We start from the raw sequence: 19,373 nt of genomic DNA on the forward strand, positions 1-19,373 counted from the left end.
CCGGTCCTCAGCCACGGCGCTCCAGCATGAGCTGCTTGATGTTCGCGATCGCCCTGGCCGGGTTCAGGCCCTTCGGGCAGGTGCGGGTGCAGTTCATGATGGTGTGGCAGCGGTACAGCTTGAACGGATCCTCGAGGTCGTCCAGGCGCGCACCGGTGTCCTCGTCGCGCGAGTCGGCGATCCAGCGGTAGGCCTGCAGCAGGATCGCCGGGCCCAGGTACTTCTCGCCGTTCCACCAGTAGCTCGGGCAGGCGGTCGAGCAGCACGCGCACAGGATGCATTCGTACAGGCCGTCGAGCTTGGCGCGGTCGGCCTTGGACTGCAGCCGCTCGCGGTCCGGCGGCGGCGCGCTCTGGGTGCGGATCCAGGGCTTGATCGAGGCGTACTGCGCGTAGAAGTGGGTCAGGTCCGGGACCAGGTCCTTGACCACCGGCATGTGCGGCAACGGGTAGACCGGGACCTCGGCCTTGCCGCAGTCCTCGATCGCGCGGGTGCATGCCAGCGTGTTGACGCCGTCGATGTTCATCGCGCACGAGCCGCAGATGCCTTCGCGGCAGGAACGGCGGAAGGTCAGGGTCGGGTCGACCTCGTTCTTGATCTTGATCAGCGCGTCCAGGACCATCGGCCCGCACTTGTCCAGGTCCACCTCGTAGGTGTCGGTGCGCGGGTTCTCGGCGTCGTCCGGGCTCCAGCGGTAGATCTTGAAGGTGCGCGTGCGCCTGGCGCCCTCGGGCGCGGCGAACCGCCGGCCCGGGCGGACCCTGGAATTCTTCGGAAGTGCAAACTCGGCCATGATCGTTCCTGTAGGAGCGGCGCTCGCGCCGCGATCCGAACCTCAATAAACCCGCTTCTGCGGCGGCACGACCTCGACCTCGTCGTCGAGCGTGTACATGTGCACGGGGCGGTAGTCGATGCGGGTGGCGCCGGCATCGTCGACCCAGGTGAGGCTGTGCTTCATCCAGTTGTCGTCGTCGCGCTCCGGGTAGTCCTCGCGCGCATGCGCGCCGCGCGATTCCTTGCGGTTCTCGGCGGCGACGATGGTCGCCAGCGCCTGGCCGAGCAGGTTCTGCAGCTCGAGCGTCTCCACCAGGTCCGAGTTCCAGACCAGCGAACGGTCGCTGACCTTGACGTCGGCGAACGATTCGCGGATCGCGCGGATGCGCTCGACGCCCTCGGCCAGCGTTTCCTGGGTGCGGAACACCGCGGCATCGGCCTGCATGGTGCGCTGCATGCGGTCGCGGATGACCGCGGTCGGGGTGTCGCCGTTGGCGTGGCGGACCTGGTCGAGGTTGGCCAGCGCCTTGTCGCAGGCGTCCGCGGCCAGGCGGCCGTGCGGCATGCCCGGGCGGATGGTCTCGGCGGCGCGTTCGGCGACCGCACGCCCGAACACCACCAGGTCGAGCAGCGAGTTCGAGCCCAGGCGGTTGGCGCCGTGCACCGAAACGCAGGCGGCCTCGCCGATCGCGTACAGGCCGGGGACGACCGCGTCCGGATTGCCGTCGCGCAGCTGCACCACTTCGCCGTGGTAGTTGGTGGGGATGCCGCCCATGTTGTAGTGCACAGTCGGGATCACCGGGATCGGCTGCTTCTCCACGTCCACGCCGGCGAAAATCCGCGCGCTCTCGGCGATGCCGGGCAGCTTCTCGTGGATGTCCTTCGGGTCCAGGTGGGTGAGGTCGAGGTGGATGTGGTCCTTGTGCTCGCCGACGCCGCGGCCCTCGCGGATCTCGATGGTCATCGAGCGGCTGACCACGTCCCGCGAGGCCAGGTCCTTGGCATTGGGCGCGTAGCGCTCCATGAAGCGCTCGCCGCTGGCGTTGCGCAGGATGCCGCCCTCGCCACGGACCCCCTCGGTGATCAGGCAGCCGGCGCCGTAGATGCCGGTCGGGTGGAACTGCACGAACTCCATGTCCTGCAGGCCGAGCCCCGCGCGCAGCGCCATGCCGCCGCCGTCGCCGGTGCAGGTGTGGGCCGAAGTGCAGCTGAAGTAGGCGCGGCCGTAGCCGCCGGTGGCCAGCACCGTGCCGTGGGCGCGGAACAGGTGCAGCGTGCCCTCGCTCATGTCCAGCGCGAGCACGCCCTTGCAGGCGCCGTGCTCGTCCATGACCAGGTCGAGCGCGAAGTACTCGATGAAGAACTCGGCCTCGTGCGCCAGCGACTGCTGGTACAGCGTATGCAGGATGGCGTGGCCGGTGCGGTCGGCGGCGGCGCAGGTGCGCTGCGCGGTGCCCTTGCCGTACTCGGTGGTCATGCCGCCGAAGGGGCGCTGGTAGATCTTGCCGTCCTCGGTGCGCGAGAACGGCACGCCCTGGTGCTCGAGCTCGATGATCGCGGGGATCGCCTCGCGGCACATGTACTCGATGGCGTCCTGGTCGCCGAGCCAGTCCGAGCCCTTGATGGTGTCGTAGAAGTGGTAGCGCCAGTCGTCCGGGCCCATGTTGCCGAGCGCGGCGGAGATGCCGCCCTGCGCCGCCACGGTGTGCGAGCGGGTCGGGAACACCTTGGTGATGCAGGCGGTGCGCAGGCCCTTGTGGGCGAGGCCGAACGTGGCACGCAGGCCGGCGCCGCCGGCGCCGACGACGATCATGTCGTACTTGTGTTCGGTGATCTTGTAGGCGGGAGTGGTCTTGGTCATGGCGTTCAGCTGGCGGTCGTGACGGCGGTCATCGCGACATGACCGAGCGCATACAGGCAGGCGAGCGCGCCGAGCGCGCAGGCGATGGTGACCAGCATCTGCAGCGCGACCTCGAGGCCGCGCGTGTGGACGTAGTCCTCGATCACCACCTGGATGCCGAGCTTGGCGTGCCAGAACATCGCGATCACCAGCGCGGCGAGCGCGACCGCGTTCCAGGGCCGGGCGATGGTCTCGCGCGCCTGCGCCAGGTCGGCGCCGACCAGCGACACCAGCAGCCCGACCAGCCAGGCGGTCAGCAGCACCAGCGCCACCGCGGTGACGCGCTGCCACCACCAGTGGCCGGTCCCGGACTTGCCCGAGCCGAGGCCGCGCGCACGCTTGAGCGGAGTGCGCAGCTCGTCCAGCCGGGTGCCGTTGCGATCGCTGCGGCGCGGATCGCCCGCGGTGCCGATGTTGCTCATGCGCCTGCTCCCAGGGCGAAGAACCAGATCGCCAGGGTGAACACCACGGTCAGCACCGCGACGGTCCAGCCGGAGGCGTAGAACTCCGGGATCTCGAAGCCGAAGCCGGCGTCCCAGGCCAGGTGCCGGATGCCGTTGAGCAGGTGGTACACCAGCGCCAGCGAGAAGCCGAACAGGAACAGCTTGCCCAGCGGCGAGGCCAGGCAGGCGGCGGCGGCCTCGTAGGCCTCGCCGCCGGCGGCCAGCGCCAGCAGCCACCAGGCCAGCCCGAACGCGCCGACGGTCAGCACGATGCCGGAGGCACGGTGCAGGATCGACATGGTCATGGTGATCTGCCACCGGTACACCTGCAGGTGCGGTGACAGGGGACGTTCGCGGGTCGCCATCGGCACTCGTCCTTTGCGTTGTACGACGTCGTCGGACGTCAGAAGTCGATGCAGCGGCCGTTCTTTTCCCAGTCGCCGTAGCGGGTGGGATCGGGGCCTTCGCGGCCGCCGATTTCCTGCGCGGGCACCGCGTCGGTCGCGGGCGTGCCTGCCTCGGCCCCGGCCTCGCCGGGCTCGGGTGGAAGAACGGTTTCGCCTATCATCGGGGTGTTCACGTCCCCTCAAGTTTAAGTCCCCGCGCCGATGCCGGACAAGCCGCAGCCCTGGTTCGCCCTCCCCCGCCACCGCTTGGTGGTGCTGGAAGGCCGCGACGCGCTTGCGTTTGCGCAGGCACAGTTCATGTCCGACCTGCGCCCGCTGCAGCCGGGCCAGTGGCACTGGAGCGGCTGGCTGACCCCGAAGGGCCGCGTCATCGCCCTGTTCGCGCTGCTGGTGCGCGACCCGGAAACCGCGTGGCTGGTGCTGCACGACGCGGAACCGGACGCATTCGCATCGGCGCTGCAGCGCTTCGTGTTCCGCAGCAAGGTGGCGATTTCGGTGCCGGGGGATGCGGTGATCTCCGGAGCCTTGGGTAGGAGCCGCCATGGCGGCGAGCCTTTCCCCGATTCCCAAGCAACCATGGAGAAACTCGCCGCCATGGCGGCTCCCACCGAAGCCTTGCTGGACATGGGCGGAGAAGGTGGTGGCAGGACCCTGCGGATTTCGGGCGAGCGCGGCGTCGAGGACGCGGCAGCGGTCGCGCGCTGGGACGCGTTCGACCTGCGGCACGGGCTGCCGCGCCTGCCGCCGTCGCAGGCGGAACAGTGGACGCCGCAGCAGCTCTCGCTGGAGCGCCTGCGGGCCTTCAGCGTCAAGAAGGGTTGTTATCCGGGCCAGGAAATCGTGTCGCGCACGCACTTCCTGGGCAAGGCGAAGCGGGGACTGGTGCTGCTGGAGGGCGATACGCCGTTCGAGGCCGGCAGCGAAGTCCGGGCCGGGGACCGCGCGATCGGCACCGTGGTGAGTGCCGCGGGGACGCTGGCGCTGGCGGTCATGCCGCTGGAGCGCGAGCCCGGCGACCTGCAGGTCGCAGGCGCGCCTGTGCGCGAGCGACCGCTGCTGGACGGCCTCGCGCGCTGATCCTCCACAAGCCGCAGTCCGGAATCAGGCCAGCGAATCCGCGGCGGCGACGATGTCGTCTTCGCTGGGGATCACCAGGAACGCGGCGCCGGCGAGCGGGGTGAAGGTGTCGGCGCCGACCACGCGCCGGAACGGGCGCGCCCCGAAGCCGCCTTCCACCACCGCGGTGATGATGCCCTCGCCCACGCCGGCGCTGCGCCGGCCTTCGTCCACGATCAGGATGCGCTTCGCGCTCGCCGCCTGTTCGCGGATGAAGGCCTCGTTGAGCGGCACCAGCCAGCGCAGGTCCACGACCCGCACCTTCCAGCCGTGCTTCTCCTCGATCCGCTTCGCCGCGCGCAGGCTCATCGGCACGCCGTTGCCGAAGGTGAAGACCACGAGGTCGTCGTTGCCCTCGCCATAGACGCGGCCCTCGCCCAGCGGCATCGCCTGGTCGGGCGACGGATACTCGGTCAGCCAGCCGCCGTCGCCCGGCTCGTGCAGGTCCTTGGCCATGTACAGCGCGATCGGCTCGAGGAACGCGCAAACGCGCCCGTCCACCTTCGCCAGCGCGGCCAGCGTGCGCAGCATGGTCGCGGCGTCGTCGCCGCGGCTCGGACAGCCGACCACCAGGCCCGGGATGTCGCGCAGCGCGGTGATCGAGTTGTCGTTGTGGAAGTGGCCGCCGAAGCCCTTCTGGTAGCCGAGCGACGCGATCCGCATGACCATCGGGTTGCGGTACTGACCGTTGCTGAAGAACTGCAGGCTGGCCGCCTCGCCGCGGATCTGGTCGCAGGCGTTGTGGAAATAGGCCAAGTACTGGATCTCGGGCAGCGGCAGCAGGCCCATGTTGGCGTAGCCCTGGGCGAGGCCGAGGATCACGGTCTCGTCGAGCAGCGTATTGAACACGCGGCGCGGGCCGAAGGCCTTCTGCAGGCCCTTGGTGACGGTGTACACGCCGCCCTTCTGGGCCACGTCCTCGCCGAACAGCAGCGTCTCGGGGTACTTGGCGAACAGGTCGTGCAGGGCGTTGTTGATCTGGATCGCCAGGTGCCGCGGCGGCTGCTTCTCGGGCAGTTTGTCCTTGCCGCCGAACACCTCCTCGCGGCGCTTGGCGTAGTCGGCGCGCGCGGCTTCCTTCGCCACGGCGTCCGGGCTATACGGCGCCAGCGGTGCCACCACCTCCTCCAGCGTGGACAGGCGCGGGCGGCGGTCGGCCTCCTCGGCGGCGGCGAAGCACTTCTTCCGGGTGTCCTCGTACAGCGCCAGGATCTCGTCCTTCGACATCAGCCCGGACTCGAGCGCGATCGCGGCCGAGCGCAGCAGCGGGTCGGTGGCCTCGACCGCGCACAGTTCCTCGATCGAGCGCCACTCGATCTCGAAGTCGGTGCCGGCGTGGCCCATGATCCGGGTGGTGCGCAGGTGCAGGAAGGTCGGCCTGCGCGTGCGCCGGCAGTGCTCGACCGCCCGCTGCACGTCGCCGTAGCCGCTGGCCAGGTCGAGGCCGTCGGCGGCGAAGTAGTCCAGGTCCGGGCGGTCGCGGAAGTTGCGCGCGACCCAGCCGTCAGGGGTCTTCACCGAGATGCCGATGCCGTTGTCCTCGCACACGAACAGCACCGGTGCCGGCAGCTTCTGGTACGCGGTCCAGGCAGCGGCGTTGAAGGCGGTCTGCGCGGTGGCGTGGTTGCTCGAGGCGTCGCCGAAGGAACAGACGACGATGCTGTCGCCCGGGACCGGCAGCGCGTGGCCGATGCGCCGGGCCTGCTCGATCGCGACCGCAGTGCCGAAGGCCTTGGGCAGGTGCGAGGCGATGGTCGAGGTCTGCGGCAGCACCCACAGCGGCTTGCTGCCCCACACCTTGTGGCGGCCGCCCGAGGCAGGGTCTTCCTTCGAAGCCGCGAACGACAGCGCCGAATCCATGATGGGATCACGCGGTTTACCATCGGTGCCCGGCAACTTGCGGAAGCGCTCGGCCATGAAGCCGCCGGAACGGTAGTGCAGGAACGCGGGGTCGGTATGCCGTGTCAGCCGCGCCACCATCGCGTTGCCTTCGTGGCCGCTGGAACCGATGGTGTAGAAGACCTTGTTCTGCACCCGCAGCACCCGCGCCATCAGGTCGAGGTGGCGCGAGATGAGCTGCGACTCGAACAGTTCGCGGAAGCCGCGCGCATCCAGTGCGCTGCCGTCCAGGACCGCCTCGCCCGCTGCGGGCGAGGCGCCGGGCGTCCCGTTCCAGTCGCGCACGAACTCCTGGAAATTGACGTCGCAGATCTCGGCGCGGTTGAGGCCGCGCATGCGCGCGGGGATGGGATTGGCGACCTTGGACATGGTTCCTCTCAGGCGTTGGCGCGCCGCGCTTGCCATTCCTCGCGCGACTGCCCCCAGATGTCGGTGGGTGAATCCTCGTACGGCGCCGGCAGCTTGCCGGGGCCGAGGTTGCGCGAACCCAGGCGCATGGCAACGCGTTGCGATGCGAGGTTCGCGGGATCGATGCAGTGGATGACGCGGTCCCAGCCGAGCGCGTCGAAGGCGTGGTCGATGGCCGCGGTGGCCGCCTCGGTGGCGTAGCCCTTGCCCCAGGCGTCCGGATGGAAGGTCCAGCCGACCTCGTTGCCGGGCCAGCCCTCCGGGCGCCACGGGCCGCACTGGCCGACCCACAGGCCGCTGGCCTTCTCGACCACCGAGAACATCGCGAAGCCCTGCACCGCCCAGGCGCCGGGCATCTGCAGGAACCGGCGCCAGGCGCCGGCACGCGACTGCGTGCCGCCGATGTAACGCGCCGCGTCCTCGTTGCCGAGGGTCTCGGCATAGCGGTCGAAATCGCCGGCCTGCGGCAGGCGCAGGAGCAGGCGATCGGTTTCGATTTCCACGATCAGAATGCGTTGATGCCGGTGAGTTCGCGGCCGATCACCAGCTGGTGCACGGTCTCGGTGCCCTCGTAGGTGATGACCGATTCCAGGTTGAGCGCGTGGCGGATGGCGGCGTGCTCGGTGGTGATGCCGGCGCCGCCAAGCAGGTCGCGGCACTGGCGCGCGATGTCGATCGCCATCCGGCAGTTGTTCCACTTCGCCAGCGACACCTGCTGCGGGGCCATCTTCCCGGCATCCTTCAGGCGGCCGAGCTGCAGCACCAGCAGCTGCGCGGCGGTGATGCGGCGGGCCATGTCGGCCAGCTTGAGCTGCGCGCTCTGGGTCGCGGCCACCGGGCGCCCGAACAGGATCCGCTCCTTGCTGTAGTTCAAGGCCTCGTCGAGGCAGGCGATGGCGGCGCCGACCGGGCCCCAGGTGATGCCGTAGCGGGCCTGGGTGAGGCAGCCGAGCGGCCCCTTCAGGCCCTTGACGTTCGGCAACCGGTTGGCCTCCGGCACGCGCACGTTGTCGAAGAACAGCGCGCTGGTCACCGAGGCGCGCAGGCTCATCTTGTGCTTGATCTCCTGGGCGCTGAAGCCGGCCATGCCCTTCTCGACCACGAAGCCCTGGATGCCGTCGTCGGTCTGCGCCCAGACGATGGCGATGTCGGCCAGGTTGCCGTTGGTGATCCACATCTTGGAGCCGTTGAGGACCCAGTCGCCGCCGTCGCGCCTGGCGTGGGTCTTCATGTTGGCCGGGTCGGAGCCGCCGTGCGGCTCGGTCAGGCCGAAGCAGCCGATCACCTTGCCCGCGGCCATGTCCGGCAGCCAGCGCTTGCGCTGCTCCTCGGTGCCGTAGGCGTAGATCGGGTACATGCACAGCGAGGACTGCACGCTGACGAAGCTGCGGATGCCGCTGTCGCCGCGCTCCAGCTCCTGGCAGATCAGGCCGTAGCTGACGCCGTTGAGGCCGGCGCAGCCGTACTCCTCCGGCAGCGAGGACCCGAGCAGGCCCATCTCCGCGATCTCGGGCACCAGTTCCTTCGGGAACCGGCCCTGGTCGAAGGCGTCGCCGATGATCGGCAGCACGCGCTCGTCGGTGAACCGGGCCACGGAGTCCTGCACTGCGCGCTCCTCCTCGCTGAGCAGGGAGCGGACGTCGAACAGGTCGTACGGGTGCAGGGCCATGGCGGTGCGGGTTCCTTTCTGGGACGCGGAAACCGCCATTGTAGCCAGCCAAAGCATTGTGGGAGAGGCAGAAGCCGCGATGGAACGCCGGGTTCCGATCGCGGCTCCCGCCGCTCCCACAGCAAAGGCCGGTTTTACAGGTTGGTGGTACCGGACTCCGTCGCCGCGACGCGGGTCATGACCTCGCCGTCCACCACCGGCAGCCGGTCCTCGAGCGGGCGCTCGGGCAGGCGCACGGTGCGCTGGCGGCCGTCGTACTCGTAGGTCACGTCGTAGGCCACCGGGACCTGCTCGGTCCCCAGCGAGATGCGTTCGCCCGGCTTCTCGTCGGTGCGCATGGTGCCGGTGGTGCCGTCCGGGTTGCGGTAGGTCACGGTGTAGCCGACCACGTGGGTGGCCTTCGAGGTCGCGGTCTCGGTGTGGCAGCGGGTCTCGGTACGGTTGACCACCTGGCCGCCGACGTGGCGCCGGTCGACCCGGTTGCCGATGTAGCCGCCGGCCACGGCGCCGCCGACGGTCGCCAGCTTGCGGCCGTTGCCGCCGCCGATCTGGTTGCCGACCAGGCCGCCGATCACGGCGCCGGCCACGGTGCCGCCGACGTTGCCATCGCGCTCGGGCAGGCGCTCGGCCACGACCACGTCGTTGCAGACCTGGCGCGGGGTGGAGGTCGTGCTGGTCTCGCGGATGGCCTCGCTGCCGAGCACCTGCGCGAACTGCTCGCGCGGCTCGGTCACCGGCTCCACCGCGACCACCGAGGCGTACTCGAGGCCGCCGCCGAACATGCCGGGACCCGCGGCGTCGCCACGGTTGTTCTGGAAGGCCGCGACGGCCACGCCGCCGACCAGCAGCGCGGCCAGGGCAATCGCTAGGGTGTTGTTCTTCATCGTCGCCTCCTGGGTGCGGCGGGGCCGCACGTATCGTTCGGCCCGGATTGCAGCACCGCCCGCCTGAACCGCTGCTGGCAGCATGAGCAAAGCGTGAACACGATCGCCTTCCCCGGTGTCTGCTAGCGTTGCGGCAACCACGGAGGTCCCATGCCCAGTCCCCTGCTTGCCCCGGTGATGCGCTGGCTGTCGCGGCTCAGTTATCCGAAGCTGTTCCTGCTGGCTGCGGGCCTGTTCGTCGTCAACCTGTTCTTCCCCGATCCCCTCCCGTTCGTGGACGAGATCCTGCTCGGCATCGGCACCCTGCTGCTCGCCAACCGCAAGGACCGCGGCAAGCCGCGCTGAACGCCGTGCTGCTGGTCGACACCCACACCCACATCGACGACGCCGGCTTCGACGCGGACCGCGCGGAGGTGGTGGCGCGGGCGCGCGCGGCCGGCGTCACTCGCCAGCTGGTCGCAGGCATCGACGCGGCGGGCTGGCCCGGGCTGCGCACGACCTGCGCCTCGCACCCGGGCCTGTTCCCGGCCTACGGGCTGCACCCGCTGTTCCTGGCGAAGCACCGGCCGGAACACCTGGACGAACTGCGCGAGTGGATCCGCCGCGAACGGCCGCTGGCCGTCGGCGAGTGCGGGCTCGACTACTACGTCGACGGCCTCGACCGGAAGCAGCAGGCCGACTACTTCGAAGCGCAACTCGCCATCGCCGCCGACACCGGCCTGCCGGTGATCGTGCACGCGCGCCGCGCGGTCGAGGAGGTGATCCTCACCCTGCGCCGCTTCGACGGGCTGCGCGGCGTGGTGCACAGCTTCTCCGGCAGCCGCCAGCAGGCCGAGCAATTGTGGGAGCGCGGCTTCCTGCTCGGCATCGGCGGCCCGGTGACCTATGCCCGCGCCAAGCGCCTGCGCCGCCTGGTCGCGGAGATGCCGATCGAATGGCTGCTGCTGGAGACCGACTCCCCCGACCAGCCCGACTGCCGCCGCCAGGGCCAGCGCAACGAACCCGCGCACCTCACCGCCGTGCTCGAAGCCATCGCCGAACTCCGCGACGAACCCCCCGAAGCCATCGCCGCCGCCACCACGGCCAACGCCGAACGCCTCTTCAACCTGCCCGGCGCTTGAGCAGGATCTCGAGGGACTTGGCGGCGGCGGCGAAGGCGAAGGCGCCGGTGACGTGGGTTGCGGCGCCGAGGCCGGCGCCGCAGTCGAGCTTGAGGGCGGCGTCCCTGTCCAGGTTCGGGCGCACGCCGCAGACGCTGCCGTCGGCCTGCGGGTACTTCACGTTCTCCAGCGAGTACACCGCCGGCACGCCGAAATAACGGTCGCGGTTCTTCGGGAAGTTGAACTCCCCGCGCAGCTTCTTGCGGATCAGCGACAGCATCGCGTCGTGCTCGGTGCGCGACAGGTCGCGGACCCGCACCTGGGTCGGGTCGGTGCGGCCGCCGGCCGCGCCCACGGTCACGATCGGCTGCTTGCGCCGGCGGCACCAGGCGATCGCCTCGACCTTGGTGCGGAAGCTGTCGCAGGCGTCCAGCACCAGGTCGAAGCCGTCGCCGAGCAGCGCCTCGAGGTTGGACGGGGTCAGGAACGCCTCCACCGGCACCGCGTCGATCGCCGGATTGATTGCGCGGCAGCGCTCGGCCATCGCCTGTGCCTTGTTGCGTCCGTACTGCCCGGCGAGCGCCGGAAGCTGGCGGCTGGTGTTGGACAGGCACAGGTCATCGGCGTCCACCAGGCTGAGGTGCCCGACCGCGCTGCGCGCCAGCGCCTCCGCGGCCCACGACCCGACGCCGCCCAGGCCGACCACCGCCACCCGCGCGCGCGACAGCCGCGCCACGGCGCCGGCGCCATACAGCCGGTCGATGCCGGCGAAACGTTCGAGCCATGACGGATCCATGGCGACAATGCTAACGTTCCCGGCCATCGCCACACCGGGGAACCGCACTTGAACGCACCGGCACCGCGCCCGGGCAACGCCGCCGCCCGCTACTTCTTCCTGTTCCTGGTCGGCCTCGCGGTCGGCGTCGTCGCCACGGTGATGACGCTGCGCGCGCTCGAGGCCCGCAAGGACCACTTCCCGGAGAGCGTGATGCACGTGATGGGCGCGCACGTCGGCGCGCTCCGCGCCAGCGTCGAGCAGAGCCGATGCACGGCCTCCGACGTGCTGCCGCACCTGCAGGCCCTGCGCACCATGGCCGGCGACATCGAGCCCGCGTTCGGCCCCGACTGGGCCGAGGACAAGCGCTTCGCGGCCCACGCCGCCGACCTGCGCGCCGCGCTCGACGGCGCGCTGGCGCGGCCGCCCCTGTCCTGCGCCGGCGTCGGCGACGTGCTCAAGCAGGTCGGCGCGGACTGCAAGGCCTGCCACCAGGATTTCCGCAACTGACCTTCCGTCGCTCCCACAGGGGTAAACAGCGGGTTCACATTGCTCTTTCCAAGATGGGGGTGTTCCTACCAAGGAGATCCCCCATGGCCCTGCGCACTCCCCTTCGCCTGATCGGCGCCTCCGCCCTGCTCGCCGCGCTCGCGGCCACCGGCTGCGCCACCACCTCGCCGGGCTACGGCTACGGTGACAGCTACGGCCCGCCGCCGACCGGCGGCACCTGCTACGACTGCGGCACCGTGACCCGCATCGAGATGGTCTCCAGCGGCGGCAGCAGCGTGCCCAACGCCACCGGCGCCGTGCTCGGCGGCATCGTCGGCGCCGCCGCGGCGCGCGAGATCGCCGACGACCGCACCGACAGCGAGGGCCGCAAGAACACCGCCACCGTTGCCGGCGCGGTTGCAGGCGCGGTCGCCGGCAACGCGATCCAGAATCGCGTGCAGTCCAACAACGCCACCTACAACGTGCACGTGCGCCTGACCGACGGCCGCACCACGGTGGTCAGCCAGAGCGACCTCGGCGGGATCCGCGAAGGCTCCTACGTCCGCGTGTACAACGGCAGGGCCTGGCTGCGCTAACCTGAAGCCCGCGCCGGTCTAGCGCCGGTCTAGGGGGATCATGGATGACGGTCTGGTACGTGATCGCGGGCATCCTGGTGCTGGTCGGGCTGGCGGGCATCATCCTGCCCGCCCTACCCGGCCTGCCGCTGGTGTTCTTCGGCATGCTGCTGGCCGCCTGGGCCGGCGGCTTCGCCAAGGTTGGCGTCGGCACGCTGGTGGCGCTGGGCGTGCTGACGCTGCTCTCGGTCGCGGTCGACTTCTGGGCCGCGGCGGTGGGCGCCAAGCGCGTCGGCGCCAGCCGGCTCGCGGTCATCGGCGCGGTGGTCGGCACCGCGTTCGCGCTGTTCATGGGCCCGCTCGGGCTGTTCGTCGGCCCGTTCATCGGCGCGGTCGCGGGCGAACTGGTGCACCGTCGCCGGCTGGACCGGAGCGGGGTCGGCCACGCCACCCGCGTCGGCTTCGGCACCTGGCTGGGCATCGTGTTCGGGATCGCGCTCAAGCTGATGCTGGCGCTGGCCATGCTCGGCCTCTTCGCCTGGTCGTGGTGGAACTGAGCGGATGCCCTGGCGCTGGACACAAGGCTGGAGTCGCAAGCGCATGACATGGACCATCGTCGCCACCGCCCTGGTCACCGGCCTGCTGGTGGTCATCGCGCTCAACTTCGCCACCCCGACCAAGCAGCTCGAACGCAAGATCGAGCATCGCTACCCGGTGTCCGATCCGCAGTTCCGGCGCGAGATGGGGGTCCTGCTCGGGCCGTCGATCCTGCCCGGCAACCACGTCACCGGGCTACAGAACGGCGCCGAGATCTTCCCGGCGATGCTGGAGGCGATCCGCGGGGCGCAGCACACGATCACCTTCGAGACCTACATCTACTGGGAGGGCGAGGTCGGCCAGTGGTTCGCCGACGCGCTCAGCGAGCGCGCGCGCGCCGGGGTCAACGTCAACGTCACCATCGACTGGGTCGGCAGTGCCAGCATGGACCAGTCGCAGCTCAAGGAGATGGAGGACGCGGGGGTGCACGTGGTCCGCTACCGGCCGCTGCACTGGTACAACCTGGCGCGCATGAACAACCGCACCCACCGCAAGCTGCTGGTGGTGGACGGGCGCGTCGGCTTCACCGGCGGCGTCGGCATCGGCGACCCGTGGCAGGGCCACGCGCAGGACCCGGACCACTGGCGCGACATCCATTTCCGCATCGAGGGCCCGGTGGTGGCGCAGGTGCAGTCGGCGTTCAACGACAACTGGATCAAGACCACCGGCGAACTGCTCAACGGCGCCGCCTACTTCCCCGCGCTCGAACGCGCCGGCGACATGGACGCGCACATGTTCATCAGCTCGCCCGCCGGCGGCAGCGAGAGCATGCACCTGATGTACCTGATGTCGATCGCCGCCGCCGAGCACAGCATCGACCTCGCGGCCGCTTATTTCATCCCCGACGAACTGGTGACCAAGGCCCTGGTCGCGGCCCGCCACCGCGGCGTGGCGATCCGGGTGCTGGTGCCGGGCAGGAACACCGACTCCGACGCCGCGCGGCTGGCGTCCAAGTCCGGCTGGGGGCCGCTCCTGCTCGCCGGCATCGAGATCTACGAGTACGAGCCGACGATGTTCCACAACAAGATGATGATCGTGGACCGCGAACTGGTCTCGGTCGGCTCCACCAACTTCGACCTGCGCTCGTTCCGCCTCAACGACGAAGCCAGCCTCAACGTCTATGATCGGGAATTCGCCGAGCGCATGACCGAGGTCTTCGAGAAGGACCTGGTGCCGACCACGCGCTACACCTACGAGACCTGGAAGAACCGTCCGTGGACCGAGAAGCTCAAGGAAAGGTTCGTGCAGCCGATCCGTTCGCAGCTGTGAGGCCCTGGCTGCCGGGGCTGCTGCTTCCGCTCCTCCTGCTGTGCGCGCTGCCCGCAGTCGCGCAGGACGCCGTCGAAGGCACTCCCGTCTCCGAGCTCGCGCCGGCGCAGGCGCCGGACGCGGTGGTGCCCGAGGCCGGGCGCGTCGAGGCCGAGATCCGCGCCGGCGAGGAGGACGACGAACGCATCGCGGCCGCGGTGACCGCGCGCCTGGTGCGCCACCCCGACCTGCAGCAGGTCACGGTCGCGGTCAACGCCGGCAGCGTGACCCTCGGCGGCGAAGTCCTGGAGGACGCCGACCGCGAGCGCGCCGCCAACCTCGCGAACCAGGTGGACGGCGTCGCCGAGGTGGTCAACGAGATCGAACTCAGCGCGGCGCTCGCGCCCCGGATCAACTCCGCCCTGCAACAGGTGCAGGCGCGGCTGGTGCGGCTGGTGGCGGCGATCCCGCTGCTGGTGGTGGCGATCGCGATCATCTGGCTCTCGGTGCTGTTCGGGCGCGCGCTCGCGCACCGGCCGATGGGCTGGCTGCGGCGGCACCGCGACAACCCCTACCTCGAAGCGCTGGTGCGGCGCCTGGTGCAGGCGCTGGTGGTGATCCTCGGTCTGGTGCTGGCCCTCAACCTGCTCGGCGCGACCGCCCTGGTCGGCGCGGTGCTCGGCTCGGCCGGCGTGATCGGCCTGGTGGTCGGCTTCGCCTTCCGCGACATCGCCGAGAACTACATGGCCGGCATCCTGCTGAGCCTGCGCCGCCCGTTCGCGCCCGACGACCACCTGGTGGTGGACAAGTACGAGGGCAAGGTGATCGCGCTGACCTCGCGCGCAACCCTGCTGATGACCCTGGACGGCAACCAGCTCTCGCTGCCCAACTCGCTGGTGTTCAAGTCGGTGGTGCTCAACTACAGCGCCAACGCGCGCCGGCGCTTCGACTTCGTGCTCCCGATCGACCCGGCGCAGTCGATCCGCGACGCGCGCGAGATGGGGCTCGCGGCGATCGCGCGGGTCGAGGGCGTGCTCGCCGACCCGGCGCCCTCGTGCGTGGTCGACGGCTACAACACCAAGGGTCTGGACCTGCGCTACTACGGCTGGATCGACCAGCGCCGCAACGACCTCGGCAAGACCCGCAGCGAGGCCCTGCGCGCGGTCAAGGCGGTGTTCGGGGCCGCCGGCGTGCATGGCCCGGAAACCGTCCGCTACCACCGCGAGGAGACCGGGCCGGTCGCGATCCCGCCGCTGCCGCAGGAACCCTGCGGCGACACCTCGGTGAACACCGACATCGACGAGCAGCTCGCCGCGGCGCAGCGCGCGCACGACGAGGACAACCTGGCCTCGCCGGAGACCGACCCGAAGCCGCTGCCCGAGCCGCCCCCGCCGCGCTAGCATGCACGCGATGACGCGCCCTGCCCGCCTGATGCTGGTCCTGCTCCTGCTGCCCTTCGCCGCGCCGGCGCAGGAGGCGTCGGAAGCGCGTCCGGGAATCGAGGCCTGCGTGGCGATCGAGGTGGATGCGACCCGGCTCGCCTGCTACGACGCGGCCATGCAGCGCGGCCCCGAGGCCACCACCCGCGCCGACGCCGAGGCCGCCGCGGCCCGCGAGGCGCCCGGCGCGCCGAGCCTGTTCCGGCGCGATGCGCGCGGCGCCGCCGACCCGGGCGTGCAGGCCGCGATCGCCAACGCCGGCCGCGGCTCGCTGCTGGACAGCCGCTGGGAACTGGCGCGCGATTCCAAGCTCGGCCTGTTCAACTTCCGCGCCTACAAACCGGTGTACCTGTTCCCGGTGTTCTGGAGCAGCGGACCCAACGAGCGCCCGTTCTCGCCCACCCCGGACAACAGCGTCGCCGACGACCAGCTGCTGGACGTGTTCGAGACCAAGTTCCAGGTGAGCTTCAAGACCAAGGCGGTCGAGAACCTGTTCGGCGACAACGGCGACCTGTGGATGGCCTATACCCAGAGCTCGCGCTGGCAGATATTCAACGGCGAGCAGTCGCGCCCGTTCCGCGAGACCGACTACGAGCCGGAGGTGATGCTCGCCTTCCGCACCGGCTACGGCCTGCTCGGCTGGAAGGGACGGCTGTTCGCGGTCGGCATCAACCACCAGTCCAACGGCCGCGCCGACCCGCTGTCGCGCAGCTGGAACCGGATCATCTTCAACGTCGGCCTCGACCGCGACGGCTGGGCGCTGATGCTGCGGCCGTGGATCCGGGTGCCGGAGGGCGGCGACGACGACAACCCGGACATCTCCGACTACATGGGCCGCGGCGACCTGACCCTGGTGCGGGTGCTGCCAAGCGGGCAGCAGTTCTCGCTGGCGCTGCGCCACTCGCTGCGCGCCGGCGACCGCTCGCATGGCGCCGCCCAGTTCGACTGGGCGTTCCCGCTGCACCACAACTTCCGCGGCCACGTGCAGGTCTTCGACGGCTACGGCGAGAGCCTGATCGATTACAACCACCGGGCGACGTATATCGGACTCGGCATTTCCCTCATGGAGTGGTTCTAGAGCAGCGCGGCGAGCTTGCGCAGCTGCCGGCGCGTGGCCGGCTGCAGCAGGTAGTCGCGGGCGGTGGCCTCGAGCGCTGCCATGTTGGTGGCGCTGACGTCGTCGAGGTCGTCCATGCCGATCCGCAGTTCCACCTGCATCCGGAAATAGGCGTCGCCGACCAGGTGGCGCGCGATGTAGTCCACCGACTCGCTGTTGCCGTCGAACAGCACGTCGATGATCGGCACCGCCCACTCCAGCGGGCCCCACTCGCGCGCCGAGGCGAGGTCGATGCTGCGGGTGTGCTCGCCGCTGCCGACCGACAGCACCACCAGGTCGCGCGGTTTGTCGGCGCGCGCGTCCTTGCGCAGCGCCTCGGCGATCGCGCAGGCGGTCGGGTTGTTGGCGACCACGCCGCCGTCGATCAGCGCCCGCTTGCGGCCTTCCACGGTCATCGCGTGCGCCGGGAAATAGGTCGGCGCCGCCGACGACGCCCGGCACACCTCCCACATCGGCAGCCCGGCGTGCGAGGCCTTGAAGCTCTTGAAGATCACCGGCTTGCGCGAGATCGTGTCGTAGCTGGTGACCATCAGCGGCAGCTTCGACTCGCCCAGGGTGGTGTCGCCGAACACCTTGCGCAGCACCTTCTCCAGCCCCCTGGCGTCGTACTTCGGGGCAGAAGGTCCCTGGGTCAGCAGGCGACCGGCGCGCGACCACAGCCGGTTGGCGATGCCCGGAAAGATGGTCGGGGCGTGCTCGCGGTACAGGGCGGCCATGTCGGTGGGCGACAGGCCGATGCCGAGGCCGCAGGCGATGATCGCGCCGGTGGAGCTTCCGGCCAGCAGGTCGAAGCCGGCCAGCAGGCCAGGCTTGCCGGCGTCGCGCAGCACGTCCTCGACGCCCGCCAGCCAGCGGCAGGTCACCAGGCCGCGGATGCCGCCGCCGTCCATCGAAAGGATCCGTCGCGCCTTCATGGCACCCCTCCACGCTCCATGGAGGGTCGATTATGCGGCTACAGCACCTGCAGCGGGATCCGTCCGATGCGCGCCTGCCACTCGTGCGGGCCGGTTTCGTGCACCGAGTCGCCGTTGGCGTCCACCGCCACGGTCACCGGCATGTCCTGCACCGTGAACTCGTAGATCGCCTCCATGCCCAGGTCCTCGAACGCGACCACGCGCGCGGCGCGGATCGCCTTCGACACCAGGTAGGCCGCGCCGCCCACCGCCATCAGGTAGGCCGACCCGTGCTTGCGGATCGCCTCGCGCGCGACCGGGCCGCGCTCGGCCTTGCCGACCATGCCCAGCAGGCCGGTCTGTTCGAGCACCTGGCCGGTGAACTTGTCCATGCGCGTGGCCGTGGTCGGGCCCGCCGGGCCGACGACCTCGTCGTGCACCGGGTCCACCGGGCCGACGTAGTAGATGAAGCGCCCGCGCAGGTCCACCGGCAGCGACTCGCCCTTGTCGAGCATGCCGACGATGCGCTTGTGCGCAGCGTCGCGCCCGGTCAGCAGCCTGCCGTTGAGCAGCAGCGTCTCGCCCGGCTTCCAGCCCGCGACGTCCTCGCGGGTGACCGTGTCCAGGTCCACCCGGCGCGCGTTCCGCGGGCTGTAGGTGAGCTTCGGCCAGTCCTCCAGCGACGGCGGGTCCAGCGCCACCGGGCCGCTGCCGTCGAGGGTGAAGTGTGCGTGCCGGGTGGCCGCGCAGTTGGGGATCATCGCCACCGGCAGGTTGGCCGCGTGGGTCGGGTAATCCTTGATCTTGACGTCCAGCACGGTGGTCAGGCCGCCCAGGCCCTGGGCGCCGATGCCGAGCGCGTTGACCTTGTCGAAGATCTCCAGGCGCAGCTCCTCGACCCGGTTGCGCGGCCCGCGCGCCTGCAGCTCCTGGATGTCGATCTCCTCCATCAGCGATTCCTTCGCCAGCAGCATCGCCTTCTCGGCGGTGCCGCCGATGCCGATGCCGAGCATGCCCGGCGGGCACCAGCCCGCGCCCATGGTCGGCACCGTCCTCAGCACCCAGTCCACGATCGAGTCGGACGGGTTGAGCATCGCGAACTTCGACTTGGCCTCGGAGCCGCCGCCCTTGGCCGCGACGATCACCTCGACCTTGTTGCCCGGCACGATCTTGACGTTGACCACGCCCGGCGTGTTGTCCCTGGTGTTGATGCGCTTGCCGGCCGGGTCGGCCAGCACCGAGGCGCGCAGCTTGTTGTCCGGGTGGTTGTAGGCGCGGCGGACGCCCTCGTGGACCATGTCCTCGACGCCCATGGTGGCGTCGTCCCAGCGCACGTCCATGCCGATCGCGAGGAACACGGTGACGATGCCGGTGTCCTGGCAGATCGGCCGGTGGCCCTCCGCGCACATGCGCGAGTTGATCAGGATCTGCGCCATCGCGTCCTTGGCCGCCGGCGACTCCTCGCGCTCGTACGCCGCCGACAGCGCCCGGATGTAGTCCACCGGGTGGTAGTACGAGATGTACTGCAGCGCGTCGGCGATGGACTGGATCAGGTCCTCCTGGCGGATGGCAGTGGGGACGCGGCTGGCTTGCGGAGTCTGCAGGACGGTCATGGCGGGCTTGCTGCGGAAAACGGCATT

Annotated in this window: 21 protein-coding genes; 9 read left to right on the forward strand and 12 right to left on the reverse strand. The window is 70.4% G+C overall.

The genetic code is table 11. The features are described 5' to 3' along the window. Positions 1-7: 7 nt before the first annotated feature. The 5 genes from E4F25_RS03210 to E4F25_RS03230 are packed head-to-tail and all read right to left on the reverse strand — an operon-like array spanning position 8 to position 3,685. Positions 8-793, reverse strand: coding sequence for a succinate dehydrogenase iron-sulfur subunit (locus tag E4F25_RS03210; protein ID WP_140908795.1), 786 nt, complete (start codon positions 791-793; stop codon positions 8-10). A gap of 42 nt (positions 794-835) precedes the next feature. Beyond that, positions 836-2,635 carry a succinate dehydrogenase flavoprotein subunit gene (gene sdhA, locus E4F25_RS03215; protein WP_140908796.1) on the reverse strand — a complete coding sequence of 600 codons (1,800 nt, stop codon included), beginning with the start codon at positions 2,633-2,635 and terminating at the stop codon, positions 836-838. A 5-nt stretch (positions 2,636-2,640) separates the two neighbouring features. After that, entirely contained in the window at positions 2,641-3,096 is a 456-nt protein-coding gene (gene sdhD, locus E4F25_RS03220) for a succinate dehydrogenase, hydrophobic membrane anchor protein (RefSeq protein WP_246069720.1), read from the reverse strand. After that, positions 3,093-3,482: a succinate dehydrogenase, cytochrome b556 subunit gene (gene sdhC / locus E4F25_RS03225; protein ID WP_140908797.1), complete on the reverse strand. Its 390-nt coding sequence runs from the start codon at positions 3,480-3,482 to the stop codon at positions 3,093-3,095. The genes sdhD and sdhC overlap by 4 nt, the downstream gene beginning before the upstream one ends. Positions 3,483-3,520: 38 nt before the next feature. Continuing rightward, the gene (locus E4F25_RS03230) at positions 3,521-3,685 is read right to left on the reverse strand and encodes a DUF1674 domain-containing protein (protein WP_140910299.1); all 165 of its coding nucleotides are present in this window, start codon (positions 3,683-3,685) and stop codon (positions 3,521-3,523) included. A gap of 40 nt (positions 3,686-3,725) precedes the next feature. On the opposite strand from E4F25_RS03230, the gene ygfZ reads away from it, so the two are divergent. Then, the gene (gene ygfZ / locus E4F25_RS03235) at positions 3,726-4,601 is read left to right on the forward strand and encodes a CAF17-like 4Fe-4S cluster assembly/insertion protein YgfZ (protein WP_140908798.1); all 876 of its coding nucleotides are present in this window, start codon (positions 3,726-3,728) and stop codon (positions 4,599-4,601) included. A 24-nt stretch (positions 4,602-4,625) separates the two neighbouring features. Here ygfZ and E4F25_RS03240 read toward each other — a convergent pair whose 3' ends face one another. The 4 genes from E4F25_RS03240 to E4F25_RS03255 all read right to left on the reverse strand — a co-directional run bounded on the left by E4F25_RS03240 (position 4,626) and on the right by E4F25_RS03255 (position 9,500). Then, positions 4,626-6,908, reverse strand: coding sequence for a thiamine pyrophosphate-dependent enzyme (locus E4F25_RS03240; RefSeq protein ID WP_140908799.1), 2,283 nt, complete (start codon positions 6,906-6,908; stop codon positions 4,626-4,628). Between the two features lie 8 nt (positions 6,909-6,916). Next, a complete protein-coding gene (locus E4F25_RS03245) occupies positions 6,917-7,450 on the reverse strand; it encodes a GNAT family N-acetyltransferase (protein WP_246069721.1) in 534 nt (177 codons plus the stop codon). A gap of 2 nt (positions 7,451-7,452) precedes the next feature. Next, positions 7,453-8,616 carry an acyl-CoA dehydrogenase family protein gene (locus E4F25_RS03250; protein ID WP_140908800.1) on the reverse strand — a complete coding sequence of 388 codons (1,164 nt, stop codon included), beginning with the start codon at positions 8,614-8,616 and terminating at the stop codon, positions 7,453-7,455. A 134-nt stretch (positions 8,617-8,750) separates the two neighbouring features. Continuing rightward, entirely contained in the window at positions 8,751-9,500 is a 750-nt protein-coding gene (locus tag E4F25_RS03255) for a glycine zipper 2TM domain-containing protein (RefSeq protein WP_140908801.1), read from the reverse strand. A gap of 150 nt (positions 9,501-9,650) precedes the next feature. Between E4F25_RS03255 and E4F25_RS03260 the strand changes: the two genes are divergently transcribed. Together E4F25_RS03260 and E4F25_RS11435 are read left to right on the forward strand one after the other, a co-directional pair. Beyond that, the gene (locus E4F25_RS03260) at positions 9,651-9,845 is read left to right on the forward strand and encodes a DUF6116 family protein (RefSeq protein WP_140908802.1); all 195 of its coding nucleotides are present in this window, start codon (positions 9,651-9,653) and stop codon (positions 9,843-9,845) included. Positions 9,846-9,850: 5 nt separating this feature from the next. After that, a complete protein-coding gene (locus E4F25_RS11435; protein WP_181168189.1) occupies positions 9,851-10,621 on the forward strand; it encodes a TatD family hydrolase in 771 nt (256 codons plus the stop codon). Here the strand turns inward: E4F25_RS11435 and E4F25_RS03265 are convergent. After that, positions 10,602-11,396, reverse strand: a complete 795-nt coding sequence (locus tag E4F25_RS03265; protein WP_181168190.1) for a tRNA threonylcarbamoyladenosine dehydratase — start codon at positions 11,394-11,396, stop codon at positions 10,602-10,604. The two genes, E4F25_RS11435 and E4F25_RS03265, sit on opposite strands and share 20 nt — an antisense overlap. Before the next feature lie 48 nt (positions 11,397-11,444). Here E4F25_RS03265 and E4F25_RS03270 point away from each other — a divergent pair, with 48 nt between their 5' ends. The 6 genes from E4F25_RS03270 (at position 11,445) to E4F25_RS03295 (ending at position 16,801) form a co-directional block, all read left to right on the forward strand. Then, entirely contained in the window at positions 11,445-11,885 is a 441-nt protein-coding gene (locus E4F25_RS03270; RefSeq protein WP_246069722.1) for a cytochrome c, read from the forward strand. Positions 11,886-11,968: 83 nt separating this feature from the next. Next, positions 11,969-12,460, forward strand: a complete 492-nt coding sequence (locus tag E4F25_RS03275) for a glycine zipper 2TM domain-containing protein (RefSeq protein WP_140908803.1) — start codon at positions 11,969-11,971, stop codon at positions 12,458-12,460. 44 nt (positions 12,461-12,504) lie between these two features. Beyond that, positions 12,505-12,996, forward strand: coding sequence for a DUF456 domain-containing protein (locus tag E4F25_RS03280; RefSeq protein ID WP_140908804.1), 492 nt, complete (start codon positions 12,505-12,507; stop codon positions 12,994-12,996). A 43-nt stretch (positions 12,997-13,039) separates the two neighbouring features. Next, positions 13,040-14,305, forward strand: coding sequence for a phospholipase D-like domain-containing protein (locus tag E4F25_RS03285; RefSeq protein ID WP_140908805.1), 1,266 nt, complete (start codon positions 13,040-13,042; stop codon positions 14,303-14,305). After that, entirely contained in the window at positions 14,302-15,684 is a 1,383-nt protein-coding gene (locus tag E4F25_RS03290) for a BON domain-containing protein (RefSeq protein ID WP_140908806.1), read from the forward strand. The genes E4F25_RS03285 and E4F25_RS03290 overlap by 4 nt, the downstream gene beginning before the upstream one ends. 1 nt (position 15,685) lies before the next feature. Further along, the gene (locus E4F25_RS03295; protein WP_407062801.1) at positions 15,686-16,801 is read left to right on the forward strand and encodes a phospholipase A; all 1,116 of its coding nucleotides are present in this window, start codon (positions 15,686-15,688) and stop codon (positions 16,799-16,801) included. Here the strand turns inward: E4F25_RS03295 and E4F25_RS03300 are convergent. Together E4F25_RS03300 and E4F25_RS03305 are read right to left on the reverse strand one after the other, a co-directional pair. Continuing rightward, a complete protein-coding gene (locus E4F25_RS03300) occupies positions 16,798-17,754 on the reverse strand; it encodes a patatin-like phospholipase family protein (RefSeq protein ID WP_140908808.1) in 957 nt (318 codons plus the stop codon). The genes E4F25_RS03295 and E4F25_RS03300 overlap by 4 nt on opposite strands. Positions 17,755-17,792: 38 nt before the next feature. Further along, positions 17,793-19,346, reverse strand: a complete 1,554-nt coding sequence (locus tag E4F25_RS03305) for a fumarate hydratase (RefSeq protein ID WP_140908809.1) — start codon at positions 19,344-19,346, stop codon at positions 17,793-17,795. Positions 19,347-19,373 lie beyond the last annotated feature (27 nt).

This window comes from Cognatiluteimonas lumbrici, from assembly GCF_006476065.1.
Lineage (GTDB): Bacteria > Pseudomonadota > Gammaproteobacteria > Xanthomonadales > Xanthomonadaceae > Cognatiluteimonas > Cognatiluteimonas lumbrici.